The organism is Mesorhizobium sp. WSM4842, from assembly GCF_055901575.1.
Window position 1 is genome coordinate 4,419,610 of record NZ_CM148372.1, and the last position, 26,476, is coordinate 4,446,085.

Sequence of the window (26,476 nt, forward strand, 5' to 3'; positions counted from 1 at the left end):
GTTTCAGTATTGCGCACTATGTAACATGTGTTGCATGATGGTTTGCTCCAAATCGCGCCGTCGTCAATCGAGGAAAGCATGACACACATCCTGCATCGTCAGATCCATGCGACCCTGCCCGTCGCGGCTGGCGGCAACGGTATCGAACTCTTCGACCGCGATGGCCGCGCCTATATCGACGCGTCAGGCGGCGCGGCGGTTTCCTGCCTCGGTCACGGCCATCCCGACGTTACGGCCGCGCTCCACGCACAGGCCGACAAGCTCGCCTATGCCCACACCAGCTTCTTCACCAACGAGCCGGCCGAGACATTGGCCGACCAGCTCGTCGCTGGCGCGCCGCAAGGTATTAGCCACGCATATTTTGTGTCCGGCGGCTCCGAAGCGGTGGAGGCGGCGCTCAAGATGGCACGGCAGTTTTTCGTCGAAACTGGCAAGCCCGAGCGGCGAAACGTCATCGCCCGCCGACAGAGCTATCACGGCAACACGCTCGGCGCTCTCGCTGCCGGGGGTAATGAGTGGCGCCGCGCCCAATTCCGCCCGTTGCTGATCGACACGCATCATATCGACCCATGCTATGCCTACCGCTATCAGCAATCCGGTGAGAGCGAGGAGACCTACGGGCTGCGCGCCGCCCAGGCGCTCGAGGATAAAATTCTCGAACTCGGTCCGGACATCGTCATGGCCTTCGTCGCGGAACCTGTCGTCGGCGCGACAGCAGGAGCGGTGCCTGCCGTTCCTGGCTATTTCGGGCGCATCCGGGAAATCTGTGACCGCTACGGTGTGCTCCTCATCCTCGACGAGGTGATGTGCGGCATGGGCCGCACCGGCACGCTGCACGCCTGCGAGCAGGACGGTGTCGCGCCCGACCTGATGACAATCGCCAAAGGCCTCGGCGGAGGCTACCAGCCTATTGGTGCGGTGTTGCTTTCGCGCCGCATCTTCGACGCGTTCGCCCAAGGCTCCGGCTTTTTCCAGCACGGCCACACCTACATATGCCATCCGATGGCCTGCGCAGCAGCGCTTGCCGTCCAGGAGGTGATCGCTCGCGACGATCTGCTCGCCAATGTTCGGGCGATGGGCGCACATCTTTCGCGGCGACTGGGCGAACGGTTCGGCAACCATGCCCATATCGGCGACATTCGCGGGCGTGGCCTTTTCATGGGACTTGAGCTGGTCGAAGACCGTTCGTCGAAAGAGCCGTTCGATCCGGACCGCAAACTAAATGCGCGCGTAAAGCGCGAGGCGATGATGCGCGGACTGCTGGTCTATCCCGCGGGAGGCACGATCGACGGCGTCCGCGGCGATCACGTGCTGCTTGCGCCGCCCTTCATCATAGACGCCGCAGCAATCGATGCGGTTGTTGAACGGCTCGGCGACGCGATAGACGCTGCAGTGGCATAGCGCCAGCGCTCTTCATTCCGGCAGATAGGCACCGAACGCCTGTAACTCCAGTTCCGTCTCCCTGACACGAGCCGCGGCGGCCGGCCCGCTGCGCGCCAGCATCGTTGCAGCCAGCGCTTCAACGATGGCCATAGCCGCGGCTACCGACGGGAAGAAGGACGGGCTGTCGGTAGAGAATCGAAATGTAACGTCGGCATGCCGCGCGATCGGAGCGGCCACGCTGTCGACAATCGCGACAATCGGAACGCCGTGTCGTTGCGCAGCCTCCATCACCGGCCCGAGTTCACGCGAATAGGGCGAAAAGCCGATCGCGACGACCGCTTCCCTCTTTCCAAGCGCTGCGAGTTCCGCCTCAATCGCACCGCCGTCGCCGCCGAGCAGCGTGACGTCGCGCCGAAACATCCGGCAGAGATAGACGAGCGCGTGGGCGGGCGCGCGGCAGCTTCGGAACCCGGCGACGCGTATGCGCTGTGCCTTCTCCAGTATCGCGCAAGCCCTTGCTATTTCTTCGCCGCCGTTGACCGCTTCGGCCGCCGCCAGATTGGCAACCGTCGTCCTTAGCGATTCCGCGAAAATCGCCTCGGACCCGCGCTTGACAAGCGCATCGGCCCTTGCCGCGAAAGGCGCCTTGCCTGAGCGCAGCCGGTCCTCGAACGGCTTGCGCAGCGCCGCCCAATCCCCGAAGCCCAGCCGCCGCGCCAATCGCACGAAGGTCGTCGGTGTCACCTCTGATCGCGCGGCCAGAACCCGCATGGAAACCAGCGCCACCTCGTCGGGATGATCGACCAGGAATCGCGCCGCCTTGCGCAGTTCCGAGCTCAATTCGGGGAGTTCGGTCAATATGCGCGCCAGAAGCGCGTCGAAACCCATCTCCCGCGTAATCATTGTAACAAGCATTTCCCTTGATTGATAAAGCGCAACAATCGTAGCATGCATCGACGTGCCTTGACACTAAAACACCGGACGGCCGCGACGGCACGCAAAGTACCAAGGGAGAACCAGATGAAACATGCCCGGACTGCACGCCACGGAGCGCAGATCGCCGCCTTGTCGGCGGCGCTGCTGTTTTCGGCCAGCGCAATGGCGCAGCAGAATTTCGTTACCATCGGGACCGGTGGCGTCACCGGCGTCTATTATGCCGCCGGCGGTGCTATCTGTCGCCTACTCAACAAAGATCGCAAGACACACGGCATCCGCTGCTCGGTCGAATCGACCGGCGGATCGACATTCAACGTGAACACGATCAAGGAAGGCGAACTCGACTTCGGCATGGCCCAGTCCGACGTCCAGTACAACGCCTACAAGGGGCTGGAATCATTCAAGGATGGTGGCGCCCATACCGACCTGCGCGCGGTTTTCTCGATCCATCCGGAGCCGTTCACGGTCCTGGCGCATCCGAATGCCGGCGTGACGAAATTCGAGGACTTCAAGGGCAAACGTTTCAACGTCGGCAATCCCGGTTCCGGGACACGCGCTTCCATGGAACGTCTGCTCGGTGCGATGGGCTGGACGTTGGCCGACTTTTCGCTCGCATCGGAGTTGAAGGCTGACGAGCACGGCCCGGCGCTCTGCGACGGCAAGATCGACGGGTTCTTCTACGGCGTCGGCCATCCCTCGGCGAACATCCAGGATCCGACGACCACCTGCGCCGCCAAGCTGGTGCCGTTGACTGGAGAAGTCGTGGACAAGCTCGTCGCTGAGAATCCTTACTACGCCAAGGCGATCATCCCAGGCGGCCTTTACGCAAACAATCCCGACGATACCGGGACTTTCGGCGTGCTCGCCACGCTGGTGACTTCGGCCAAGGTTCCCGATGAGAGCGTCTATCAATTGACCAAGGCGGTGTTCGAGAATTTCGACGAGTTCAAGTCGCTGCATCCGGCCTTCGCTAAGCTCGACCCGGCCAAGATGGTGTCGGAAGGGAATTCCGCACCGCTGCATCCGGGCGCTGAAAAATACTTCAAGGAGAAGGGCTGGCTGAAGTAGGCTTCGTGACCTGACGACTGTCCGGCGGGTTCAGCGGACCCGCCGGGGCCATCCGCAACAGGAGGCGTCATTGAGCGAAGTGAAAGAACAACCGGCCGGCGTCGATCTCGAAGAGCTCGAACAGCTCGTCGCGGAGGCCGATACGGGTGGCCGGCGTCCGAGCGGAACAGTCGCTCGAATCCTGCTCTGGGTTGCAGTTGCCTGGTCGCTTTTCCAGCTCTGGTACGCTTCGCCTTTGCCGTTCGTGTTCGGCTTCGGCATCCTCAATGATACGGAAGCGCGCGCCATCCATCTCGGCTTCGCGCTGTTTTTGACGTTCCTCGCCTATCCGGCGCTGAGATCCTCTCCCCGCGATCGTGTGCCGCTACTCGACTGGGTGCTGGCCGTGGTCGGCGGGTTTGCCGGCGCCTACCTCTTTCTCTTTTACGTCCAGCTTTCCGGACGGCCGGGCCAGCCGACCACGCTCGATCTCGTTACCGGCACCGTTGGCATCCTGTTGCTTCTCGAGGCGACGCGCCGCGCGCTCGGCCTTCCGATGGTGGTCGTGGCATGTGTCTTCATCTTCTACACCTTTGCCGGCCAGTACATGCCGGACGTGATTCAGCATCGCGGCGCATCGCTCAACAAGTTTCTCAACCATCAATGGCTGACCACCGAAGGCGTCTTCGGGATTGCACTTGGTGTGTCGACGAGCTTCGTCTTTCTCTTCGTCCTGTTCGGTACGCTTCTGGAAAAGGCAGGCGCCGGCAACTGGATGATGCAAATCTCCATCGCGCTGCTCGGCCATCTGCGCGGCGGCCCGGCGAAAGTCGCGGTGGTCTCATCGGCTCTCAACGGCGTCGTGTCAGGCTCGTCTGTCTCCAACGTGGTTTCAGGCGGCATCTTCACCATCCCGCTGATGAAGCGCACCGGCCTTTCCGGCGTCAAGGCGGGCGCCATCGAGGCTTCAGCCTCGATCAACGGCCAGATCATGCCGCCGGTCATGGGCGCGGCTGCGTTCCTGATGGTCGAATATGTCGGCATTCCCTATTCGGAGATCGTCAAGCACGCGCTGCTGCCGGCGGTCTTCTCCTATATCGCGCTGCTCTACATGGTTCATCTCGAAGCGATAAAGATGGGCCTGAAGACGATCCCGCAGCGTCCGACGCCGGCAAGGGAACGGATGCTGCGGATGGGGCTGGGACTGTCGGGCAGCGTTCTTGCCGTCTGTATCGTTTATTACGGCATCGTTGCTATCCAGGCTCTCTTCGGTGGAACCGCGCCGCCGGTGCTCGCGATCGCCGGCGTCGCTCTCTACGTCGCCTCGGTCTGGTATTCCTCGCGCTATCCGGACCTCGCACTTGACGATCCGAACGCGCCAATCCTGGAACTGCCGCGCGCCTGGGACGTCACGCGGACCGGGCTCGATTTCCTCATCCCGATCGCGGTGCTTCTGTGGTGCCTGATGGTCGAGCAGTTGTCGCCAGGCCTCTCGGCGTTCTGGGCGACCCTGTCGATCCTCGGTATCGTCGCCACCCGCAAGCCGCTGATGGCGGTATTCCGTAACGAAAACCTCGCCGCCTCAATATGGGCTGCCTGGGATGACCTGATCGACGGGCTGGCGCTCGGCGCCCGCAACATGATCGGCATCGGTATCGCCACGGCCACTGCCGGCATCGTCGTCGGCACGATCACGCTGACCGGTCTCGGCCTGATGATGACGGAACTCGTCGAGTTCATCTCCGGCGGCAACGTCATCCTGATGCTGATCCTCATCGCCGCGATCAGCCTTGTGCTCGGCATGGGTATTCCGACCACCGCAAACTACATCCTCGTGGCGACGCTGATGGCGCCGGTCGTGGTCGATCTCGGGGCGCAGGCCGGACTGCCAATCCCGCTGATCGCGGTCCACCTGTTCGTCTTCTACTTCGGCATCATGGCCGACATCACCCCGCCCGTCGGGCTGGCGGCCTTTGCGGCGGCGGCGATTTCCAAGGAAGATCCGATCGCCACCGGCTTCCAGGGCGCGCTTTATTCGCTGCGTACGGCGATCCTGCCCTTCGTCTTCATCTTCAATCCGTCGATCCTGTTGATCGGAGTCGACACCTGGCCGCAGACGATCTGGGTGGCAACGGTGTCGTTGATCGCCATCCTGCTGTTTTCGGCGGCGACCATGAACTGGTTCGTGACGAAAAGCCGTCTCTGGGAAAGTGCGGCCCTGCTTGTCATCTGCTTCACGCTGTTTCGGCCGGACTGGTGGCTCAATCAGGTGTCGCCGCCTTACGAGGAATTGCCGGCGAGCGAGTTCCTGCCGGCGGTGGCGAGCACGCCGGCCGATGGCCGCATCAATTTCGTCGTCGAGGGTGTCGACCTTATGGGCGAAGATGTACGCAAAACGGTCAACGTGCCGCTCGGCGAGCCGGGCGAACCGCTGGAGCGGCTGCGCGGCATCGGCCTTACCATCACGCAAGCGGGCGACGCGCTGATGATCAGCAATGTCGATTTCGGATCCTACGCCAAACGCATTGGGCTGGATGTCGGATATGACGTGGTGGCCGTGCTCAGAAAGGCCGACCAGCCCTCGAGCCTCATTCCGATCGGCCTGGCGCTTGCTGCGGCCACCGGCGTCGCCGGGCTGCAGTTTGCGCGGGCGCGCAAGCAGGCGGACAGGAAGGAAACCGGGCCGGCGCGCTGAGCCTGGGAACGGTTGATAACAGCTGGTGGCAGGCGCTGGGCAAACCCTCAGTCGGCGGTCAGCACCACCTTGACGCTCTGCGAGCGGTCGGCGGCCAGGCGAAACGCATCGCGGGCCGAGGAGAGGGGGCGTTCGGCGGTCACCAGTCTCAGGACGTCTATATCCCCGCCGACGATGAGATCGACCGCCTGGTTGAATTCCGCGCCGAAACGAAACGTGCCGTTCAGATTGATTTCCTTGGCCATCACCGCATTGGCCGCCACCGGGATCTGACCACCCGGAAGATTGCCGACCTGAACGACCGTGCCGCCGCGCCGGACGCTGGCGATCGCCGCCGCGAGACCCGCAGCGGTGCCTGAAATCTCGAACGCGACGTCGATCGCCTTGTCGGCCGCGAGCGCCTTGAGTTCGTCGCCACCGCCGGACAGGTCGATCGTCCTGTTTGCTCCAAGTTCGCTGGCGAAGGCGAGCGGCGCCTCGGCTATGTCGGCGACGGTGAGCTCGCCACATCCCTTGAGCCTGGCGGCGAGCATGGTCAGAAGCCCGATTGGGCCGGCGCCGAACAGGATGACGTTGCGGCCGGCGATGTCGCCGGCCCGTGCCACAGCATGCAGGCTGACGGCGAGCGGTTCGGCGAGTGCCGCCGCCTGGTAGGCGACATCAGGCGGGACTTTGACGCATTGCGCGGGCGTGGCATCGAACACGCTGGCAAAACCGCCTTGCATATGCGGCGTTTTCGACGCCGAGCCCATGAAATAGATGTTTTCGCAGAGATTGGCGCGGCCCTCCGCGCATCGCGCGCATTGTCCGCACCAGCGCGATGGGTTGACCGCCACGCGATCACCGACGGCAAGTCCTGGCGCGTCCGCGTTGATTTCGACGATCTCTCCGGCGACCTCGTGGCCGAGCACGAGCGGCGACGTAACGACAAAATCGCCTGTCCGCGCATGGCGGAAATAGTGCAGGTCGGAACCACAGATGCCGCCTGCGCCGAAACGCACGCGCACCATTCCCAGCGCGAGGGGACCGAGCGGATGCTCGACGACGCGCAGATCCTCGGGGCCGAACAGCGTCGCGGCGACTGCGTTATCGATCATCGGATCAGTCCCATTTGTGTCGGAAGCCACAGCGTGATGGCGGGGACGAAGGTGATCAGGATCAGCGCGACGATCAATGGCACGAGCCAGGGCAGGATCGCCATGGTCGTACGCTCGACCGACAGCTTGGCGACCCGCGACAGGACGAACAGCACCATGCCGAGCGGCGGATGGAGGAGACCAATCATCAGGTTAAGCGTCATGATCAGACCGAAATGCACCGGGTTGATGCCGTACACGGCGGCCACCGGCAACAGGATGGGCACAAGAATGGTGATCGCCGCAATCGTATCGAGGAAGCAGCCGACCACCAGCATCAGGACGTTCACCAGGATGAGGAAGACCCACATGTTGTCGGTGAGGGCGAAGATGAAGGTCGAGAACAGCTGTGCCGCCTGGCTGACGGTGAGCAGCCAGGCGAATATCGAGGCGGCGGTGACGATGAAGAGTACGGAGGCCGTCGTCTCGATGGTGTCGAAGCTCGCCTTTGCGAGTGTGCGCAGCGTCATCGTGCGGTAGCGCACCAGCCCGAGGAAAAGCGACCAGATCACGGCGGCCATCGCCGCCTCGGTCGGCGTGAACCAGCCCATCGTCATCCCGCCAATCAGGATGATCGGCGTCATCAGTGCCATGACCGCGGAGAAGTCGAAATACCAGTCGACCGCAATCAGCAACAGCAGCGCGATGCCGACCGCGACATTGATGGACAGGCCAAGCTGCACCAGCAGATAACAGGCGAGCGGGAAGGCCGCCACCACCAGCACCTCGCCCGCCGCTTCGGCGAGCCGCCGAAGCTCGAACGGCGTGTCGGAACCCCAGCCGCGCCGATAGGCGAAGATGGCGACCGTCACCATCATCAGCACGGTCATGACCACGCCCGGCAGGATGCCGGCCATGAACAGCGCGCCGATCGAGACATTCGCCATCATGCCGTAAATGACGAAGGGCAGCGACGGCGGGAAAATCGGCCCGAGCGTCGCCGAGGCAGCGGTGACCCCGACCGCGGCGTCGATCGGATAGCCGTGGTCCTTCATCGCCTTGATCTCGATGGTGCCGATGCCGGCGGCGTCGGCGAGCGCGGTGCCCGACATGCCGGAGAAGATCACCGATCCGATGATGTTGACCTGCGCCAGGCCGCCCTTCATCCAGCCGACCAGCGCAAGGGCGAAGGCATAGATGCGGCCAGTGACGCCGGCGATGTTCATGAGGTTGCCGGCGAGGATGAAGAAGGGCACGGCGAGCAGCGGAAAGCTCTCCACCCCGGCAATCATGCGCTGGGCTGCGATGATGTCGGGCGCGACACCATAGATGACGAGGTAGAGCACCGAGGCTGCCGCCATCGACACGGCGACCGGCACGCCAATCAGCATCAGGACCAGAAAGCCTCCGACCAATAGCAGCATCGCTCAGTCCCCTACCGTTTCGAACGCACCGGGGCGCTCGAGCACCGAATAGCCACGCCTGTAGTTGCCAATGAAGACCTGGATCGAGCGCGCGAACATCAGCGCGAAGCCCGCCAGGACGGCGTAGAAGAACCAGCGGCGCGGCAGGTTGATGGTGACCATCCGCTCGTGCGCGACGATCGAGACATAGCGCCACATCAGCCAGGTCCCGTAGGCGAAGAAGACGACACGGATGACGTCGACGCTAAGCGCGAGCCAGCGGCCGACGCGCTCCGGCAGGTAATGGTAGAGCACATCGACATGGATGTGGCGCGAGATGCGCACGCACATAGCGGCGCCGAGAAAGACGACGACGACGAGCGCGTTGATGGCGATCTCCTCGGTCCAGGCAAGGCTGTTGTTCAGCGCATAACGGGTGAAGAACTGCAGGAAGACACAGACGACCATCCCCCAGAACACGGCGAGCGTTATCCAGTCCTCGATGCCGTGGTGCGACAGATCAATGTGTATCGGCACCTCCTCGAAAGCGTGGGCGATCTCTTCGACGGTGATCTCGGTATGGTGTTCCTCGGCCATTGGCGCGGGCTCCCGAAGCTGGTAGGTCGTCAAGGATTGGAAAGGCCGTCCGGCGCAACATGGAACCGGACGGACGGGCAGGTTAAAGCGGCGAATCCGGTTGCCGCTCTATCCCCTTGTCTGAGCACCTGATTTTCCCGATACTCTACTTAATCGCGCGGATCGCTTCCCAATCGGCCTTGTTGTAGCCGAACTCCTCGAACGTGACCTTCTCAAGAACATTCTTTTCAAAATCGGCACGGTCGACGTCGGTCACGGTGATGCCGCGATCCTTGAACACCTGCACCAATTCCTTTTCGCGCGCGACGATCTTTGCCGTGGCACGGGCGGCTGCCTCCTGCATCACCTCGGTGAAGATCTGCTTGTCCTCGTCGGAAAGCGAGGCCCAGCGCGACTGTGATACGATCGTGTTGAGGTGATCGACGATGTGTCCGGTGAGCACGATGTGCTTCTGCACCTCGTAGAATTTCTTCGCCTCGATGGTGGTCAGCGGGTTCTCCTGAGCCTCGACGGTGCCGTTCTGCAGGGCCAGATAGACCTCGGCGAAGGCGATCGGCGCGGTGTTGGCGCCGCACGCGCGCGGCATGGCGAGATAGGCGGGAACGTCAGGGACGCGCATCTTCAGACCTTGCATATCGGCACATTTGGCGATCGGCCGGTTTGAGGTGGTCTGCCGCGTGCCATAATAGGTGGTGGCCGTTATGTGATGGCCTGACTTTTCCTCGTAGCCCTTGGTCAACGCCTTGTAGACGTCGCTTTTGGTGTATTTCAACAAATGGTCGGCGTCGCGGAAGGTATACGGGAAATAGGTGACGCCGATCGGCGGATATTCGCGCGCCGCAAAGCTCGACCCGGAAATGATGATATCGACCGTGCCGAGCGTCAGGCCCTGGTTTATATCCGCTTCCTTACCGAGTTGCGAGGCCGGATAGACGTCGACGGTGTAGCGGCCCTGGGTGCGCTTCTTAATCTCCTCCGCTGCCCACACGGACTCGGTATGGAAGGGCTCCGACGTCTCATACACGTGGGCCCATTTCAGAGCTGTCTGCGCCGAGGCCGAAGCCAAAGGCATAGCGATTGCTGCGATCGCACCGAGTAGAATTCCGTATTTTCTCAGCATTGTGTTCCTCCCTGAGGTTGGATTTGACTGCTCCGACCGGATCTCCTCCCGGTCGGCTGCTACACCTTTTAGTTTGAGCATCGGTTTTTCCCAAAACCGGTTCCCACTTTTGGGTCCGATGCTCTATTCCGCGACCTCCTTGGCTGCGGATTTCTCACCGAAATTGCGTGAGAATCTCAATTGCGACTGACGCAGATGTTCCTGCATGGCGGCTTTAGCCCGTTCAGGGTCGCGCGCCGCGATCGCGTCGCGCACCGCGCGATGCTCCTCCGCGGCGACCCGCCAGGAATCCCTGTTCTCGAAATAGCTCGACAGGCGTTCGAAATATGGGTTCATGCGCTGGTCGAAAAGCTCGCCGATGCAGCGCACCAGGACGGCGTTTCCGAGAATGCCCGCCACCATCGTATGGAACTCGCGGTCGAGTGCGATCGTCATCTTGGTCGGGTGAGGTATGTCCTCCATGCGGCGCAGCACGTCGTCCATATGTTCGATATCGATCGGTCGAATATGGAGGGCGGCTTCGGCGGCGATCGCCCCTTCAATGAACTCGCGTGCCCGCAACAGCTCGAACGGGCCTTCATCCATCTCTGCCGTCAAAACGTCGGCCCGCGGCGGTTCGGTGACGTAGATGCCGGAACCGACGCGAATGCGTATGCGCCCCTCGACCTCGAGCGCGATCAGCGCTTCACGGACAGTCGGGCGGGAGATGCCCAGCTGATCGGCCAGTTCGCGCTCGGTCGGCAGGCGATCGCCGACTGCGAATTCGCCCGCGTCGATCAGCTGCCTGAGCTGGTCGGCGATCTGTCGGTAAAGTCGACGCGGTTCAACGGCCTGGATCGGCATTGTTACCCAGTTCCACCTCACCGGAATCATCTGGCTGATCCCGGATCGGTAAATTGGTCTGACCTATTGATCAAAAGTGCCGGGAAAAAAGCAAAGAGTCAAGGAGCAGCCCTTGGAACTCATTCTCTGTCATTTTCTTGGAAGCAAGGATCGGCGATTTGGCTGGGCGGCAACTCTTGACATTCCAGCAACTGGAAAGCTTATGCCCATGGTTTCGAGGCGATAGCTGAAGCCGCCGCAGATGATCCGGAGAGGCAATGCCAGACTAGGTCAGTGGAGAGAAAACCGACAGGAGTTCTGCAGTGTTCGTACAGCCCGTCGACTACTTCCTCGCATTCTGGTTCGTTCTTGCTGGCCTGAGCACGGCCTACGTGTCGTGGGATCAGTTCCGCAACAATCCCGAACCCGTGGTGATGAAATGGGGCTTCATCCTGGTCACGCTCTATATGGGACCGCTGGGGCTGCTGATTTACGTGCTGGCCGACAAGGAGCCGCGGCCAGGCGAACACGAGGCGTTCACTAAGCCGCTCTGGAAGCAAGGCGTCGGCTCGACGATCCACTGCGTCGCCGGAGACGCCACCGGCATCATCCTCGCGGCGGCAATCACCGCCGCTCTCGGGCTGCCGATGTGGATCGATCTCATCGTGGAGTATGTTGCCGGGTTCGCCTTCGGCCTGTTCATCTTCCAGTCGCTGTTCATGAAATCGATGATGGGCGGCACCTATTGGGAGAATGTCCGCAAGAGCTTCATGCCGGAATTCATCAGCATGAATTTCATGATGGCGGGCATGGCGCCGGTCATGAGCTTTCTGATGATGGGCAGCGACATGCGGGCCATGGAGCCGACCGAGCTTCTGTTCTGGGGCGTCATGTCGTTCGGCGTGATCGTTGGCTTCATCACCGCATATCCTGCCAACGTATGGATGGTGGCCCGTGGCCTGAAGCACGGGCTGATGACCGAACGCGAACCGGAATTCGACAAGGCGAGGGAAGGCGGGCGCGAGCACGCATATGGCGGCGCGGAAGCCGGAATGGCGGGGCACCACGCTTACGCGCGCCTCGACGAACATGCCAACCCCAGACATGCCAACCCCAGACATGGCAACCCAGGCGGCAATCGCGGGGCCGGCCATCATGGATCCGGCCATAGCTCCTCCCACGGCGATGGCGGAGGCGGGTCGCGTGGTACGCATGGCGGTCACGGCATGGAACCGGATGCAACTGTGCCGCAACTCGCGGCCTTCGGCGGCGTGTCCGTACTTGCGCTGGCGCTCGGCATGATCGCTCCGGCCAACTGGGTGAACCTCACCCTCAGCGCGCGAGACGTAGGCGGCGCCATCATGCCGCCCGGCATGATCATGGACCGCGACACGCCGGCTGCAGCGATGCTGGACATGGCCGCCGTGCATCCTCGCCTGATCACGGCCAGCCATGGCTTGGAAGTTCGCGGCGACCGGGAACTGGAAGCCAGAATGGAGAACGGGGTAAAGGTGTTCGACCTGGAAACCTCGGTCATCCGCTGGGCGATCCTGCCGGACGTGAAAGTCGACGCCTATGCGATCAACGGTCAGGTGCCCGGCCCGAGGCTGCATATCCGGCAAGGCGACCGGGTGCGGATCAACGTCACGAACCGTCTGCCGGAGAGCACGACCCTGCACTGGCACGGGTTGATCCTGCCGAACGAAATGGACGGCCCGGCCGAGATCACGCAGGAGCCGATCCCGCCCGGCGGCAGCTACCGATACGAATTCACGGCGGGCCAATCGGGGACCTACTTCTATCACTCGCATGACCATGTCGATCGCCAGCAGGCGCTCGGACTCTACGGCGCACTCATCATCGATCCCGCCAATCCCCAGGAGGAGATTGCGGCCGACCACGACTATGTTATTCAGCTTCAGGAATGGCTGATGCGGGAGGGCCTGACTTTTCCGTCGATGCCGATGGACGGCGGGCAGCCGAATTATTTCACCATCAACGGCCGCGCCTATCCGTCAACGGACACGATCAGGATGAAGGTCGGCGAAACCCTGAAAGTGCGCTTCATCGGCACCAATAATGGGTTTATCCACCCCATGCACATCCATGGCGGTCCATTCGAAGTTGTCGCCCGCGACGGCGAGACTATCCCTGAGTCGGCACGATTCCTTGCCGATACGGTCAACGTCGGACCCGGGCAACGCTACGATGTCGTCTGGCAGGCACGCCGGCCCGGAAAATGGCTGATCCACTGCCATATCGGGCATCATACGACCAACAACAATGTCGAAGAGAAGGGCGGTGGCGGACTGATGGTCGTGATCGATGTGCAACCCTGAAACCTTTCCGCAAAGCGAAAACATAGATGGATGTGTTTGCCGTATACGGCGGCCTGTTTCTTGCTGCCTTCGCCGCAGCCACCATCCTTCCGGCGCAGTCGGAGGCCGCCCTTGCAGGGCTCCTCGCCACACATTCCTTCTCGCCCGCAATGCTGGTTGTTGTCGCCAGCATAGGCAACGTCCTGGGCTCGGCGGTGAACTGGGGTCTTGGTCGAGGGCTCGAACGCTTCCGGGACAGGCCCTGGTTTCCGCTGCGTCCCGAGACGCTCAACCGCGCCATGAGCTGGTATCGCCGTTATGGAAGATGGTCGCTCCTGTTAAGCTGGATGCCGATCGTCGGTGACCCGCTGACCGTGGTCGCCGGGGCTTTGCGCGAGCCGCTATGGAGCTTTGTCGCAATCGTCGCCGTCGCGAAGATTTCGCGTTATCTGGTCGTCGCCGGAGCAGTGCTGGGCCTGATGTAAAACCGAAATCGTGGACATCGCAGCAGGGAGTTGCGTTCACTTTTGGTTGCACTGCAACAAAGCGGCCGCGGCGACCTTGACAAATCAGCCGAACAATTGTCGGAAGGGTTGATGAGGACTCTTGGTCGATTCACGATCCTAGGAAACATACCGCTCCGAGCACTGCTGGCGGTCGTGTTCCTGGTCATGTCGGCTCTTCAGCCTGGTCTGTTCGCCACAGCCAATGCCACGGGCTTTCACGCCGGGGCGGATCTCCAGGCCGAGACACCCGCACACGATATGGGCGATCACGGCGCCACGGCGGACGACGCGGGTACGTCTGAGCATCATCACGGCGCCAAGCAATCCGCCGACAAGAGCTGTGAAGTCCATTGCGCGCCGGCAAATGCGGTGCCGGTCGATTGCCCTGACTTGGAGCATGTTGTCTCCCGCTGCTTTGCGCCCGTCGTTGCCGTCACTTTGCCGCTCGGCGAATACACAGCGCTCATAAGGCCCCCCAAACATCTGAACTGACGCGCCCTCTCGGGGCGTTCGCGCGCAGCGTCGGGAATCCGTTCCCGCGCGGCCAAACGCATACGTCATGGCTTCAGGTCTACAATGAAAATCGCAAGCTCCGCGATGCTCGCATCGCTGTTAGTTACCGGATGTGCGGCAACCACGCCGCCGGACATCCTTCCCGCCTTCAATCCGGCCGATCCCGCAATGGGCGTCCGTGATGTGCACTACCACCCGGTCGTCGTCGACTATCGCAACCGGGAGCCGGTGGATCCGCAGAATTGGCGGCGCCTCAATCAAGAACGCTCTCCCGCGAACCCGGGAGCCGGATCATGAAGCGCCGGCCCCTGACCATAGCTGCGGTGGTAACCATTCCGCTGATCGCTGCCGGATGCACGACTAGCGCAGCCCTTGATGGCATCTCAGCCCCGATGGCCGGCTTCACGACAGTCGCAGCGCGTGCCGAATCCGTGACCGGCAAGAAAACCGTATGGGTGCAATCCAGCGAGGAAGCGCGGACGGTTTCAGAGCGCGTGAAGCGCCTCGTCCAGAAGAAGACGATCGGCCCGGACACCGCGGTGCAGGTCGCCTTGCTCAACAACAAGGGCCTCCAGGCCGCCTATGCGGAGATCGGCCTGTCGGCGGCCGACATGTGGCAGGAAACGATGCTCGTCAATCCGACGATCTCGGTCGGCATGATCGGCGTCGATCCGGTGCGGACGATTGAAGGCGCGGTGATCAGCAACATCCTTGCGCTGGCGACCCACAAGCGGCGTGTCGCGGTCGCGGATGCGCGATTCCGTCAGGCTCAACTCCGCGCCGCCGAGGAAACGCTACGACTGGCCGCCGATACGCGGCGGGCCTGGGTCAACGCTGTATCGGCCTGGGAAAGCGTTTCCTATCTGAACAAGGCGCAAGCCACCGCCGACGCTGCTTCGGAACTCGCTCAGAAACTTGGCGAGACAGGCGCCTTCACAAAGACCGGCCAAGCCCGCGAACACGTCTTCTATGCCGAGATCACCGGTCAGGCGGCGGAGGCGCGGCTCGCTGCCCGGACTGCCAAGGAAGAGCTCACCCGGCTGATGGGTCTATGGGGACCGGACGTCGATTACTCAGTCCCCAACATGCTTCCAGCCTTACCGAAAGGCGCCAAGGCCAAACGCGCGATCGAGGCGGAGGCGCTAAGAAATCGCATCGACCTTGAGATCGCGAAACTCGAGCTGGAGGCGCTGGCGAAATCCTACGGTCTGACCGAGGCGACGCGCTACGTCACCGACCTGGAACTTCTTACTGGGGTGGAAGTGGAACGCGAGGAGGCGGAAGAAGGCGGAACCGAGACGAGCACCTCCCCCATCCTCGAGCTGGAGTTCGTCATCCCTATCTTCGATACGGGCAAGGCGCGCATGCGCAAGGCTGAGCTCGCCTACATGCAGGCTGCCAATCGGCTGGCGGAAAAAGCGGTGAACGTCCGCTCCGAGGCGCGGTCGGCCTATGACGGATATCGTTCGACCTATGACATTGCCCGGCACTATCGCAACAGTGTCGTGCCTCTTCGAACTAAAATCGAGGAAGAGTCCGTCCTCACCTATAGCGGCATGATCACCAACACGTTCGAGCTTCTGGCAGACACCCGCGCGAAAATCAGTTCGATCATGCTTTCCCTCAACGCCAAGCGCAATTTCTGGCTCGCCGACGTCAATCTCGGAACCGCCGTCTACGGTGGAGGCGCATCGGGCGCCGGTGGCGGCGACGCCCCGGCCGTAGCCGAGGCCGGCGCCGAAGGCCACTGAACCCAAGGAGAACAATAGATGCTTTCAAGACGTCAGTTACTAGGCGCGGGAGCCCTGCTCGCCGGCGTTACGGCATGGACCAAGACTTCGGCGATGGGCTTGCCGGAGGCTCCGATCATGGAATCCCCGGACATGCAGCCGCCGATCTTTCCGACGAGCGGGCCGGACTACCAGCCGGTGGTGACGCTCAACGGCTGGACGCTGCCGCACCGCATGAATAACGGGGTGAAGGAGTTCCACCTCGTCGCCGAACCCGTCGAGCGGGAGCTGGCGCCCGGAATGACCGCCTATCTGTGGGGCTACAACGGTCAATCCCCCGGTCCGACGATCGAGGCGGTCGAGGGCGACCGGGTCCGCATCTTCGTGACCAACAAGCTCCCCGAGCACACCACCATCCATTGGCACGGCATGATCCTGCCAAACGGCATGGATGGCGTGACAGGACTGACCCAGCCTGGAATCCCGTCTGGCAAAACCTTCGTCTACGAGTTCGACCTCGTGAAGAGCGGGACCTTCATGTACCACCCGCACGCCGACGAAATGGTCCAGATGGCCATGGGCATGATGGGCTTCTTCGTCATTCATCCCAAAGACCCGAAATTCATGCGCGTGGACCGCGATTTCGTGTTCCTGCTGAACGCCTTCGACATCGAACCGGGGTCATACGTCCCGCGCATCATGGAGATGACGGATTTCAATCTCTGGGGCTGGAACAGCCGCGTCTTTCCGGGGATCAGTCATCTTCCGGTGGCAAAGAACGACCGCGTCAGGGTTCGGGTGGGCAACCTGACGATGACCAACCATCCGATCCACATGCATGGCTACGACTTCGAGGTGACCTGCACCGATGGCGGCTGGGTCCGGCCGGAGGCGCGGTGGCCGGAGGTGTCGATCGACATCCCCGTCGGCGCCATGCGGGCATATGAGTTCGAAGCCAAATACGAGGGCGACTGGGCGATCCATTGCCACAAGTCGCACCACACAATGAACGCCATGGGCCACGACGTGCCCACGTTCATCGGCGTCGACAACTCGAAAGTCACCGACAAGATCCGCCGGGTCCAGCCGGAATACATGGCCATGGGTGACCGCGGCATGGCCGATATGGGCGAGATGGAGATGCCGCTTCCCGACAACACCATCCCGATGATGACGGGATGGGGACAGTTCGGCGCGATCGAGATGGGCGGCATGTTCTCGGTCGTGAAGGTCCGCGAGGGCCTGTCCGCGAACGATTACGCCGATCCCGGCTGGTACCAGCATCCGGAAGGAACCGTTGCTTATGAGTGGACGGGTGACGTTCCCGCCGCCGCAAAGTCAGGTGACGCAAAAACGATGGCTCCGGCAGCGCACGGCAGCCACGGAAAACAGGGATGAAATGCCCACCGTCTCAAACCCCAACAAACAGAGAAAGACCAGCATGAAACGAATGATGATCGCGGCCATGATGATGGCAGTCGTTCCCGGCGCGGCTTTAGCCGGGGGAAATCACAGTGGCGGCCACGGTGAGGCCGCGTCAATGGAAATCGGAACGCCCGGCAAGAAAGCACAAGCAAAACGGACGGTTAACATAACCATGACGGAAAAGGACGACGGGGCAATGGTTTTTGAACCAGCCCTGTTGAAAGTCAAGAAGGGCGAGACGATCCGCCTAAAGTTCGTGAATAAGGGCGAAGGAGATCATGAGTTCGTCATGGATCAGTACGCCGCGGTCATGGAACACAAGGCGGTAATGGAGAAGTTCCCAGAGATGGAACATGCCGATCCGAACTCAATCCGACTTGCCCCGGGCGCGTCTGGCGAGATCATCTGGACGTTCGCCAACGCTGGCGATTTCGCGTTCGCTTGCCTTATTCCCGGACACTACGAGTCAGGCATGAAGGGCGACATCAAGGTCGTCGCTCCCTGATTTCTCGTCAACTCTGAGCAAACAGAAGGATATCTGAAATGAAATCGTTTGTGAAAATCACCGCCGCCGCGACCATCGCGCTCGCATTTGCTACCGCGACCCTGGCTGCCGAATATACCAAGGGCGAGGTCACCAAGGTCGACACGAAACAGAAGAAGATCACGATCAAGCACGAAGAACTCACGAACCTCGGCATGCCGGCGATGACAATGGTTTTCGTGGTCGCCGATGATGCGATGCTCGACAAAGTCAAGGAAGGTCAAGCGATAGAGTTCGTCGCGGACCGTGTGAAAGGGCGCATTACGGTCACGGAAATCAAGTAGGCGAGGTGCGGTAGCGGGCCGTCGGAAACGTCGGCCCGCGCCGCCCGTGGCTGCTAGGATCCATTTTGGCCGTCGGGTGACGCACTGTCGGAGCCGAGGACAAGTGCTTTTCGCCTTTCGGAAAGCATTCGGAACGTGCTGGGCCGTATCATCAGTTCGCAGCTTGGCCGCGAGATGAAGCGCTTCAGACGGGACATGCTCCGATAAATCCCGCGAAATCAAACTGCGGCACGATCGTCTGTTGGGACGGTCGATGATCCCTGCTGCCCATTTGGAGGCCAATGTTTGTGGCCCCGAAGCCAAGGACGCGGTCCGCGCCGATGGGTTCACCTATTGAGAAGTCGAGCTGAATACCGATGACATCTAGCAATCGCGCTCGAACCGAGATCGGCGGCCTTATTTCGGAGGTCGAACAGCGCAACGAACTACGCACCGCGCTCTGGCGTTTCGTGGCCTTGTTCGTGTTCGCGCTCTCTGTCGCGCTCGAACCGGACATCGTTAATCACGAGATTCACGTTACCCTGCTGAGCGCCTACGCCGCGATTACCTTTGTAGCTGTGGGCCTGGTGATAACGAGGTTGTTCCGCCCGTGGCTGAATTGGGTCTATGTCGCGGTAGACGCGTCCCTTGTCATCTATCTGACCGCCGAGCATCTTCTTGACCCCACCTCCTCTTTGGTCGATGCACTGGCAACGCCAAGCCTCGTGATCGCGTTCGTGCTTCTTTCACACGCAAGCATGCGCATGCGCGCAGGGCCGGTTGCCGCCTTTGCAATCCTTGTCATTCTCGGTTCCTTGGCCGTCGCCTTGTTGCCGGTTTGGGAGGACGGTTTTGAGGCCATTTTCCGCGTCTCTTGCGAGGAAGTTCAGGCGGCGGTAGTTCGCCTTGCGGCTTTCACCGTCGTCGCGGCGATCCAGATCGTTTTGGTACTCGACATCCAGCGGCTGGTGCAAGAAGCGGTCGCAAGTTCGAGCGAGCGGGCGAACTTGGCCCGCTTCTTTGCTCCCGAGACGGCCGAGCGCCTGGCGACGGGGGGTGCACATCTCGGCCTTCGCCGTCAGGAGGCGGCAATACTGTTCGTCGATATCCGAGGCTTCACCGGACTCGCCGAGACGATGCCGCTTGAGGAGATTGCCATCCTCCTCACCGAATATAGGCGGCGGGTGACGCAAGCCGTATCGGGATGTGACGGGATCGTGGATAAATTCATCGGCGATGGCGTCATGGCTGTGTTCGGGTTTCCTATGCCACTCCCGACCGCCGCGCTCCGGGCCTTCGAATGCGCGGTCGAGTTGTCCAACTTTCTCGAGCTATGGAGCGAGAAAAGGATGCGCGACGGCGGGGATCCCCTAACTTTCGGGATTGGCGTTCACTTCGGCCACGTGATCGGAGGCGTCATACCCGGAGAACTGCATAGTGAGTACACAGTAATTGGCGATTCAGTGAATCTGGCCGCACGGCTTCAGGCCATGTGTAAGCTGACGGATGCCCGCATCGTCATCTCGGACGAACTCGCCTGCAAACTGCCGCGGCATTTGAGGACGCCTGAGTGGCAAACGCTGAGGGCTGCAACCGTCCCGGGCCGATCTGAAACCGTCGACGTCCATCTGCTGCCGATGCAGGCGTCAAAGATACAAAGTTACCAACCACAGGATCCCGACCGGAACGCTTCACGGCCGAACGATGCGCCGCGAAGTGTGCGGCCTGTTACGGCGACGGTCAGGTCAGAACCTAATCGGCAGCATCAAGGGCATAAGCCGCTATGATTGGTTGGAGATCGGATGATCCGGTGACCTCACGTCACGGATATCATGACGAGGGGGCCGCGCAGAATGTTATCCAGAGATTCTCTTTCCAATCGTCAGGTGCGGAACGGCTTAGAGGCATCTCTATAGGATATCTTCGCGCGCCCACGCTCACATACGCCGGATAATTGCAGCGAACGCGTGCACGATGCTTGCCGGTATCTTCGTACCTGATGGCGCCGTTCGCGTCTGTTTCGACTAAGCCAATAGCGACGTCGAAGTCATAGTCCCCATCTCGCGAGACGCTATTGTTCAGGATGCTAAGCCGGACCGAGGTGGCATCTGGAAAATTGGCAGTGTAAAAGATCAGTTGCTCCGCCGCCATCGAGGGCGTAGCCACCAACACGCCGGCAAAAAATGGAATGGCGCGCATCTCCTCCTCCCGAGGATCCAAAACCAGACTATCATCTCTCGCGTCGATATTCGAATCGAATCTCCGTTTCGGAGTGGGCGGAGGCATCCAGAAAGGCCGGATATTCCTCGACGTGCGCAGCGCTTGAGGCGGTCGTATGAAGTCTTTGCCGCGGCGATTAGGCATCGTGAAGAACGAAATCGCTTCTTCTTTGCATCGGCTCGAAGTGATCAAAGCATGAGTGGAAGCGTTGGCGGCGATGGCTTTTGCGCGATTTCACAAGAAGGTCATAAACACCCGAGACACTATCGCGCGGTGGCTGCCTATGCCAAAGTGTAAACGATGACGAATTCGTTCGGTTTCGGAAGGGTGCTCTTGTTGCTGGCCGTGTTTGGGCTGGCCTTTGCACCTTTGGGAGCTTCGTCTTCGAGCGCTGCTGTTGCCGGGTCGACTTTATCCATCATGCAGGGCGACATGCCCTGCTGCCCGGACGGCAAGCCAATGGTGCCGGACTGCGGCAAGGATTGCCCGCTCGCGGTCCTGTGCGTGTCGGGCCTCGGCAGCGTTCCGGTTCCCGAAACGCCGACGTTCCTCGTCCAAGCCCCGAGCGGAGAGGAGTTCCTCAACGGCAGGGAAGCGGTCCTTTCGTCGCTTATCGGGAAACCCCCGCCCAGACCACCCAAAGCCTGACTGTCACAGGCGCTTCCAGCGCCGGAATCCGTGCGGCCGAATGCTGCGCGGGCGGAGTCGCATGGTGTCTGCCATGCCAATGCCGTGCGCAACAGCTCAATGACATTCGGAATCTTGAAAACATGAAATCGAATTTTTCCCCACGCGCTGCGACGCTTGCGTTCGCATCCGTCATCGCGGCTTCCCAAGCGGCCAAGGCCGCGCCCGAGGACTACGAATTCCAACTCGTCGAGAACGAGATCAAGGAAGGGAACGGTGCAGTCGTCGCCGTCAGGCTCCTCGACAAGAGGACAGGCGCTCCGGTGAACAACGCTGTCGTATTCGCCACCAGAATGGACATGGCTCCGGATGGAATGGAGGCGATGGCGGCGCCCGTCGAGGTGCTGCCATCCGAGGAGTCCGGCATTTATCGCTTCAAGACCAACCTCATCATGGCGGGAGGCTGGCGCTTCTCGATCGCTGCGAAGGTCCAGGGCGAGAGCGAAACGGTCGAGCGCCGCCTGGAATTCAAGGCCGTCCAATGAATAAGCTCGGCTCATTCCTGACCCTCGCCGTATTGGCGGCCGGGGCGGGCGCCGGCGGATACTCGGCCGGACAACAAGATCTGTCCGTCTCGGACGTCGTGCAAATGATTGAGACGACCATCGGGCGCCCGCTCGACGCGGGACCGAAGCCGGCGACTGCCGATCCGACTCCCTCTGGTCCCGTCATCTACTACCGCCATCCCGACGGAGATCCCGCCTATTCGTCGACGCCAAACCGCACCGAAGATGGCCGGGATTTCGTCGCGGTCCTGGCGAGCGAAGACGTTAGCTTCGAGGTTCGACCCAAGATGAAAGCAGGCGGCGAAGCGGTGGCGCCGAGCGAGCGGAAGATCCTTTACTACCGAAATCCTATGGGACTGCCAGACACCTCGCAGACACCCAAGAAAGACTCCATGGGGATGGACTACATCCCTGTCTTCGACGGCGAGGCGGATGACGGGTCGACCGTCAAGGTGTCGGCAGGGAAGCTGCAACGCACAGGCGTGAAGACAGCGCTTGCCACCAAAGGCGCGATTGTGCGCCCGGTCCGTGTTCCCGGCACAGTCACGCTGGACGAACGCCGCGTCAGCGTCGTGTCGATCCGCACCGAGGCGTTCCTCGAGGAGGTGGCGGCCATCACCACAGGAGATGTAGTCGAGCAGGGTCAGCCGCTCGTGCGCTTTTATGCCAAAGAAATCGCCGCAGCCGGGGCGCTCTACGCTGCTGACCTGAAAAGCGGTGGCGGACGCAAAGCCGCCACCGGAAGTTTCCAACGCCTCGAAAATCTCGCCGTCCCGGTCGAGGCGATCGAGGAAATCGAGAAGACGAAGAAAGTGCCGATATCGGTCACGCTGACGGCCCCCCGAAGCGGCGTCGTCCTCGAACGGATGGCCGTCGACGGGATGATGGCCAACGCAGGAGAAACGCTGTTCCGGATCGCCGATGTCTCCGTCGTTTGGGTAGTGGCGGACGTGCCGGAATACGAGTTGAGCTCGGTTCGGGTCGGGGACAAGGCAGCTGTGCGCATTCGCAGCCTGCCGGGCAAGGCGTTCGAGGGCACGGTTAGCCTGATCTATCCCGAAATCCAGGGCCAGACGCGCACCGCGCGGCTGCGCATCGAGCTGCCCAATCCCGATCGGCTGCTAATGGCGAACATGTATGCCGAGGTCGAGGTCGCCACCGGCGCGACCGAGCCGGTCGTGACGGTCCCTGACGGTGCCGTCATCGACACGGGCGCGCGCCAGATCGTGATCGTCGACAAGGGTGAAGGCCGCTTTGAGCCGCGCGACGTGAAGATCGGCCTGCGCGGCGAACGCATGACCGAAATCATGGAGGGCATCGTCGAGGGCGAACGCATCGTCGTCTCGGCGAACTTCCTGATCGATGCCGAAAGCAATTTGAAAGCAGCCCTCAGCGCTCTGACGCCTGCGGAGGCGCAGCCGTGATCGCGAATCTCATCGCCTGGTCGGCGCGCAATCTTGTTCTTGTCTTCTTTGCCACGGCGCTCGCAGCTGCCGCAGGGATTTATGCGGTCCGGACCTTGCCGCTCGACGCCATACCGGATCTCTCCGACGTCCAGGTAATCATCTTCACCGATCATCCGGGCCAAGCCCCGCAGGTGGTCGAAGATCAAGTCACCTATCCGCTGACAACCTCAATGCTCACCGTTCCAAGATCCAAGGTGGTCAGGGGTTTCTCCTTTTTCGGGGTGTCCTTCGTCTACGTGATATTCGAGGACGGCACCGATCCCTATTGGGCGCGGAGCCGCGTGCTCGAATATCTGAACGCGGCCGCCAGCCGTCTGCCCGATGGCGTATCCCCGGCGCTTGGACCGGACGCGACAGGCGTCGGCTGGGTTTATCAGTACGCGGTCGTTGCCAAAGAATTGTCCCTCGCGGAACTCCGTTCCCTGCAGGACTGGGTCGTGCGCTTCGCAGTCTCGAAGGCGGAAGGGGTGTCCGAGGTCGCAAGCGTCGGCGGCTTCGTCAAGCAGTACTCGATCGTGGTCGATCCGTCGCGGATGCGCGCTCAGGGCGTGACGCTTTCGGAAATTGGCGAAGCGGTTCGCACCAGCAACATGGACACGGGCGGCCGCACGGTCGAAATCTCCGAGTTCGAATTCATGGTGCGTGGACGCGGCTACCTGAAGAGTGTGTCCGACATCGAAAGCATTGCGTTGAAGTCAGTCAGCGGCGTGCCGCTCAGGCTCGGCGACGTCGCCAAGGTCGAGATCGTGCCTGACGAGCGCCGTGGCATCGCCGAACAGAACGGCGAGGGCGAGGTCGCGAGCGGCATCGTGCTGCAGCGGGTGGGCGCGAACGCGCTGACGGTCATCGAAAACGCGAAGGAGAGTCTCGCCGAGATCGAAAGGAGCCTGCCCGAGGGCACCGAGATTGTTCCCGTCTACGATCGTTCAAAGCTCATCGAGGCTGCGATCGAGACTCTGAAGTCGACGCTCGTGGAGGAGAGCATCGTGGTCGCCCTCGTCACCATCGTGTTCCTGCTTCACGTGAGGAGCGCACTGGTCGCCATCATCATGCTGCCCGTCGGCATCCTGATGGCTTTTGCCGCTATGAAGCTGCTTGGCCTCGGCTCCAACATCATGAGTCTGGGCGGCATCGCGATCGCCATTGGTGCGATGATCGATGCAGCGATCGTCATGATCGAGAACGCCCACAAGCACCTGGAACGGGCGCCTCCGGGCAAACCCCGCATCGAGGTTTTGATCAAGGCTGCAGCTGAGGTCGGGCCAGCGCTGTTCTTCAGCCTGCTCATCATCACCGTCTCGTTCCTGCCGATCTTCACGCTGGAAAGCCAGGAAGGCCGCCTGTTCGGTCCGCTCGCCTTCACCAAGACCTTCGCCATGGCGGCGGCGGCGCTGCTCTCGGTGACGCTAGTGCCCGCCCTGATGGTGATGCTCGTGCGCGGCCGCATCGTGCCAGAGCACAGAAATCCACTCAACAGGCTGCTAATCGGGATCTACCGGCCGATCATCGCCGGCGTGCTGAGGGCAAAGATGTTCACGATCCTGCTCGCGATTGCCGCCCTTGCAGTGACGGTTTGGCCGGCGCGCCAACTCGGCAGCGAGTTCATGCCGAATCTCGACGAGGGAACGTTGATGTACATGCCGACGACGCTGCCGGGCCTGTCCGTCACGAAAGCCGCCGAACTGATGCAGATGCAGGATCGGATCATCAAGTCATTCCCTGAGGTAGAGTCTGTCTTCGGCAAGGCGGGCCGGGCACAGACCGCGACCGACCCCGCGCCGACCGAGATGTTCGAAACGATAATCAACCTGAAACCGAAATCAGAATGGCGGCCCGGAGTCACATCGGAAGGTCTGAAAACCGAGATGGACGCCGCGCTGCAGTTTCCAGGTGTTTCAAATGCCTGGACCATGCCGATCCGCGCCCGCATCGACATGCTGTCGACGGGCATACGCACGCCCGTTGGGGTCAAGGTCTACGGCACCGATCTCGCTCAAATGGAAAATGTCGCGCGCCAGATCGAGGCGGTACTGAGGGCCGTGCCCGGCACGTCCAGCGCCTACGCCGAGCGGGTGATCGGAGGTTACTATCTCGATATCGTTCCCGACCGGACCGCCCTCGGCCGCTATGGGCTGTCGGTCGGCGACGTGCAGGATGTGATCTCCATGGCGCTCGGCGCAAAGGTCATCACGGCCACGGTCGAGGGCCGCGAACGCTATGGTGTCGCTATCCGCTATCCGCGCGCGCTGAGAAGCGATCCCGGCGCAATCGCCCGCGACGTGCAGATCGCGCTGCCTGGCGGCGGCTTCGTGCCCCTCGGGGAAGTCGCCAAGGTCGAACTCACGCGCGGCGCGACCTCGATCCGCACCGAGAACGGACAACTTGCAGTCTACATCTTCGTCGACATCGCCGGCCGTGATCTCGGCGGCTATGTCGGCGAGGCGCAACAGGCCGTCGCCGCAGAAGTAAAACTGCCGCCAGGTTATTTGGTCGCCTGGAGCGGGCAGTTCGAATATCTCGAACGTGCCCATGCACGGCTGAAGATCGTCGTGCCACTAACGCTCGCGCTGATCTTCCTGCTGCTCTACCTCAACTTCCGGGCGCTGACCGAGACGCTGATCGTCATGCTGTCGCTGCCATTCGCAATCGTCGGCGGCATTTGGATGATGTGGTGGCTGGGCTTCAACATGTCGGTCGCGGTCGCGGTGGGCTTCATAGCGCTGGCCGGCGTGGCCGCCGAAACCGGGGTCATCATGCTGATCTATCTGGACAACGCATGGAGCGAGGCGAAGGCCAGATGTGTGGCCGGGAAGCGGAGTTTGACCAAGATGGACCTGAACGAGGCGATCATGTTCGGCGCCGTCGAGCGCGTGCGGCCGAAAATGATGACCGTCGTCGCCATCATGGCGGGCCTCCTGCCAATCCTGTGGAGCACGGGAACCGGATCGGAGGTCATGCAACGGATAGCCGTCCCCATGATCGGCGGCATGATTTCTTCGACGATCCTGACGCTCGTCGTGATTCCCGCCGTCTACGGCATCGTCAAGGGCTGGCGGTTGCCGATCCGGAGTGCGGTCGAGGAGCCAAGAGCAGACTTTCGGGTGAAATTGGCCGCGGAATAAGGGCGAAAAATGATGGATCAGATGATGTCGGGCGGAATGTAGGGAATGGGCCTGGCAGGCTTCATCCTCCTCGTCCTTGTCGCGCTGGCAATCGCCG

Annotated in this window: 23 protein-coding genes; 16 read left to right on the forward strand and 7 right to left on the reverse strand. The window is 61.7% G+C overall.

Annotated features, from left to right (window positions below):
- The first annotated feature begins 78 nt into the window (after positions 1-78).
- Positions 79-1,401: an aspartate aminotransferase family protein gene (locus AC0NIE_RS21375; RefSeq protein WP_473488360.1), complete on the forward strand. Its 1,323-nt coding sequence runs from the start codon at positions 79-81 to the stop codon at positions 1,399-1,401.
- A 12-nt stretch (positions 1,402-1,413) separates the two neighbouring features.
- Here the strand turns inward: AC0NIE_RS21375 and AC0NIE_RS21380 are convergent, their stop codons facing one another.
- Positions 1,414-2,286 (reverse strand): MurR/RpiR family transcriptional regulator, encoded by an 873-nt coding sequence (locus AC0NIE_RS21380; protein ID WP_473488359.1) that lies wholly within the window; start codon positions 2,284-2,286, stop codon positions 1,414-1,416.
- Positions 2,287-2,403: 117 nt separating this feature from the next.
- Between AC0NIE_RS21380 and AC0NIE_RS21385 the strand changes: the two genes are divergently transcribed.
- Together AC0NIE_RS21385 and AC0NIE_RS21390 are read left to right on the forward strand one after the other, a co-directional pair.
- Positions 2,404-3,387 carry a TAXI family TRAP transporter solute-binding subunit gene (locus AC0NIE_RS21385; protein WP_473488358.1) on the forward strand — a complete coding sequence of 328 codons (984 nt, stop codon included), beginning with the start codon at positions 2,404-2,406 and terminating at the stop codon, positions 3,385-3,387.
- A 181-nt stretch (positions 3,388-3,568) separates the two neighbouring features.
- Positions 3,569-6,061, forward strand: a complete 2,493-nt coding sequence (locus AC0NIE_RS21390) for a TRAP transporter permease (protein ID WP_473488382.1) — start codon at positions 3,569-3,571, stop codon at positions 6,059-6,061.
- A gap of 47 nt (positions 6,062-6,108) precedes the next feature.
- On the opposite strand, the gene AC0NIE_RS21395 is transcribed toward AC0NIE_RS21390, so the two are convergent.
- From AC0NIE_RS21395 to AC0NIE_RS21415, 5 genes are all read right to left on the reverse strand, one after another.
- Positions 6,109-7,158: an L-idonate 5-dehydrogenase gene (locus AC0NIE_RS21395; protein WP_473488357.1), complete on the reverse strand. Its 1,050-nt coding sequence runs from the start codon at positions 7,156-7,158 to the stop codon at positions 6,109-6,111.
- Positions 7,155-8,561: a TRAP transporter large permease gene (locus AC0NIE_RS21400; protein WP_473488356.1), complete on the reverse strand. Its 1,407-nt coding sequence runs from the start codon at positions 8,559-8,561 to the stop codon at positions 7,155-7,157. Before AC0NIE_RS21400 ends, AC0NIE_RS21395 begins: the two co-directional genes overlap by 4 nt.
- Positions 8,562-8,564: 3 nt before the next feature.
- A complete protein-coding gene (locus tag AC0NIE_RS21405; protein WP_473488355.1) occupies positions 8,565-9,137 on the reverse strand; it encodes a TRAP transporter small permease in 573 nt (190 codons plus the stop codon).
- A 145-nt stretch (positions 9,138-9,282) separates the two neighbouring features.
- Positions 9,283-10,257 carry a sialic acid TRAP transporter substrate-binding protein SiaP gene (locus tag AC0NIE_RS21410; RefSeq protein ID WP_473488354.1) on the reverse strand — a complete coding sequence of 325 codons (975 nt, stop codon included), beginning with the start codon at positions 10,255-10,257 and terminating at the stop codon, positions 9,283-9,285.
- Positions 10,258-10,380: 123 nt separating this feature from the next.
- Positions 10,381-11,100 carry a FadR/GntR family transcriptional regulator gene (locus AC0NIE_RS21415; protein ID WP_473488381.1) on the reverse strand — a complete coding sequence of 240 codons (720 nt, stop codon included), beginning with the start codon at positions 11,098-11,100 and terminating at the stop codon, positions 10,381-10,383.
- 302 nt (positions 11,101-11,402) lie between these two features.
- On the opposite strand from AC0NIE_RS21415, the gene AC0NIE_RS21420 reads away from it, so the two are divergent.
- From AC0NIE_RS21420 to AC0NIE_RS21460, 9 genes are all read left to right on the forward strand, one after another.
- Complete coding sequence (locus AC0NIE_RS21420; RefSeq protein WP_473488353.1) at positions 11,403-13,418, forward strand: multicopper oxidase domain-containing protein; 2,016 nt, start codon at positions 11,403-11,405, stop codon at positions 13,416-13,418.
- Between the two features lie 26 nt (positions 13,419-13,444).
- The gene (locus tag AC0NIE_RS21425; RefSeq protein ID WP_473488352.1) at positions 13,445-13,882 is read left to right on the forward strand and encodes a YqaA family protein; all 438 of its coding nucleotides are present in this window, start codon (positions 13,445-13,447) and stop codon (positions 13,880-13,882) included.
- A gap of 30 nt (positions 13,883-13,912) precedes the next feature.
- Complete coding sequence (locus AC0NIE_RS21430) at positions 13,913-14,395, forward strand: hypothetical protein (protein ID WP_473488351.1); 483 nt, start codon at positions 13,913-13,915, stop codon at positions 14,393-14,395.
- An 84-nt stretch (positions 14,396-14,479) separates the two neighbouring features.
- On the forward strand, positions 14,480-14,713 hold the full coding sequence (locus tag AC0NIE_RS21435; RefSeq protein WP_473488350.1) for a hypothetical protein: 234 nt from the start codon (positions 14,480-14,482) through the stop codon (positions 14,711-14,713).
- Complete coding sequence (locus tag AC0NIE_RS21440; protein ID WP_473488349.1) at positions 14,710-16,167, forward strand: TolC family protein; 1,458 nt, start codon at positions 14,710-14,712, stop codon at positions 16,165-16,167. Before AC0NIE_RS21435 ends, AC0NIE_RS21440 begins: the two co-directional genes overlap by 4 nt.
- 18 nt (positions 16,168-16,185) lie before the next feature.
- Entirely contained in the window at positions 16,186-17,544 is a 1,359-nt protein-coding gene (locus AC0NIE_RS21445; protein WP_473488348.1) for a multicopper oxidase family protein, read from the forward strand.
- Positions 17,545-17,587: 43 nt separating this feature from the next.
- Positions 17,588-18,076: a cupredoxin domain-containing protein gene (locus AC0NIE_RS21450; protein ID WP_473488347.1), complete on the forward strand. Its 489-nt coding sequence runs from the start codon at positions 17,588-17,590 to the stop codon at positions 18,074-18,076.
- Between the two features lie 38 nt (positions 18,077-18,114).
- Complete coding sequence (locus AC0NIE_RS21455) at positions 18,115-18,399, forward strand: copper-binding protein (RefSeq protein WP_473488346.1); 285 nt, start codon at positions 18,115-18,117, stop codon at positions 18,397-18,399.
- A gap of 356 nt (positions 18,400-18,755) precedes the next feature.
- Positions 18,756-20,165, forward strand: a complete 1,410-nt coding sequence (locus AC0NIE_RS21460; RefSeq protein WP_473488345.1) for an adenylate/guanylate cyclase domain-containing protein — start codon at positions 18,756-18,758, stop codon at positions 20,163-20,165.
- 43 nt (positions 20,166-20,208) lie between these two features.
- Here the strand turns inward: AC0NIE_RS21460 and AC0NIE_RS21465 are convergent, their stop codons facing one another.
- A complete protein-coding gene (locus tag AC0NIE_RS21465) occupies positions 20,209-20,577 on the reverse strand; it encodes a hypothetical protein (RefSeq protein ID WP_473488344.1) in 369 nt (122 codons plus the stop codon).
- Between the two features lie 354 nt (positions 20,578-20,931).
- Between AC0NIE_RS21465 and AC0NIE_RS21470 the strand changes: the two genes are divergently transcribed.
- The 4 genes from AC0NIE_RS21470 to AC0NIE_RS21485 all read left to right on the forward strand — a co-directional run bounded on the left by AC0NIE_RS21470 (position 20,932) and on the right by AC0NIE_RS21485 (position 26,379).
- Positions 20,932-21,246: a hypothetical protein gene (locus AC0NIE_RS21470; protein ID WP_473613707.1), complete on the forward strand. Its 315-nt coding sequence runs from the start codon at positions 20,932-20,934 to the stop codon at positions 21,244-21,246.
- A gap of 122 nt (positions 21,247-21,368) precedes the next feature.
- Positions 21,369-21,770 carry a FixH family protein gene (locus tag AC0NIE_RS21475; RefSeq protein WP_473488342.1) on the forward strand — a complete coding sequence of 134 codons (402 nt, stop codon included), beginning with the start codon at positions 21,369-21,371 and terminating at the stop codon, positions 21,768-21,770.
- Positions 21,767-23,215 (forward strand): efflux RND transporter periplasmic adaptor subunit, encoded by a 1,449-nt coding sequence (locus AC0NIE_RS21480; protein ID WP_473488341.1) that lies wholly within the window; start codon positions 21,767-21,769, stop codon positions 23,213-23,215. The genes AC0NIE_RS21475 and AC0NIE_RS21480 overlap by 4 nt, the downstream gene beginning before the upstream one ends.
- Entirely contained in the window at positions 23,212-26,379 is a 3,168-nt protein-coding gene (locus AC0NIE_RS21485; RefSeq protein WP_473488340.1) for an efflux RND transporter permease subunit, read from the forward strand. Before AC0NIE_RS21480 ends, AC0NIE_RS21485 begins: the two co-directional genes overlap by 4 nt.
- The last annotated feature ends 97 nt before the right edge of the window (positions 26,380-26,476 follow it).

Bases quoted from the DNA above. Each gene is read 5' to 3' on its own strand.
- AC0NIE_RS21395 (WP_473488357.1), bottom strand. From the start codon at position 7,158: ATGATCGATAACGCAGTCGCCGCGACGCTGTTCGGCCCCGAGGATCTG.
- AC0NIE_RS21445 (WP_473488348.1), top strand. From the start codon at position 16,186: ATGCTTTCAAGACGTCAGTTACTAGGCGCGGGAGCCCTGCTCGCCGGC.
- AC0NIE_RS21460 (WP_473488345.1), top strand. From the start codon at position 18,756: ATGACATCTAGCAATCGCGCTCGAACCGAGATCGGCGGCCTTATTTCG.
- AC0NIE_RS21410 (WP_473488354.1), bottom strand. From the start codon at position 10,257: ATGCTGAGAAAATACGGAATTCTACTCGGTGCGATCGCAGCAATCGCT.
- AC0NIE_RS21450 (WP_473488347.1), top strand. From the start codon at position 17,588: ATGAAACGAATGATGATCGCGGCCATGATGATGGCAGTCGTTCCCGGC.
- AC0NIE_RS21480 (WP_473488341.1), top strand. From the start codon at position 21,767: ATGAATAAGCTCGGCTCATTCCTGACCCTCGCCGTATTGGCGGCCGGG.
- AC0NIE_RS21380 (WP_473488359.1), bottom strand. From the start codon at position 2,286: ATGATTACGCGGGAGATGGGTTTCGACGCGCTTCTGGCGCGCATATTG.
- AC0NIE_RS21465 (WP_473488344.1), bottom strand. From the start codon at position 20,577: ATGCGCGCCATTCCATTTTTTGCCGGCGTGTTGGTGGCTACGCCCTCG.
- AC0NIE_RS21375 (WP_473488360.1), top strand. From the start codon at position 79: ATGACACACATCCTGCATCGTCAGATCCATGCGACCCTGCCCGTCGCG.
- AC0NIE_RS21440 (WP_473488349.1), top strand. From the start codon at position 14,710: ATGAAGCGCCGGCCCCTGACCATAGCTGCGGTGGTAACCATTCCGCTG.
- AC0NIE_RS21405 (WP_473488355.1), bottom strand. From the start codon at position 9,137: ATGGCCGAGGAACACCATACCGAGATCACCGTCGAAGAGATCGCCCAC.
- AC0NIE_RS21415 (WP_473488381.1), bottom strand. From the start codon at position 11,100: ATGCCGATCCAGGCCGTTGAACCGCGTCGACTTTACCGACAGATCGCC.
- AC0NIE_RS21455 (WP_473488346.1), top strand. From the start codon at position 18,115: ATGAAATCGTTTGTGAAAATCACCGCCGCCGCGACCATCGCGCTCGCA.
- AC0NIE_RS21385 (WP_473488358.1), top strand. From the start codon at position 2,404: ATGAAACATGCCCGGACTGCACGCCACGGAGCGCAGATCGCCGCCTTG.
- AC0NIE_RS21475 (WP_473488342.1), top strand. From the start codon at position 21,369: ATGAAATCGAATTTTTCCCCACGCGCTGCGACGCTTGCGTTCGCATCC.
- AC0NIE_RS21425 (WP_473488352.1), top strand. From the start codon at position 13,445: ATGGATGTGTTTGCCGTATACGGCGGCCTGTTTCTTGCTGCCTTCGCC.
- AC0NIE_RS21435 (WP_473488350.1), top strand. From the start codon at position 14,480: ATGAAAATCGCAAGCTCCGCGATGCTCGCATCGCTGTTAGTTACCGGA.
- AC0NIE_RS21400 (WP_473488356.1), bottom strand. From the start codon at position 8,561: ATGCTGCTATTGGTCGGAGGCTTTCTGGTCCTGATGCTGATTGGCGTG.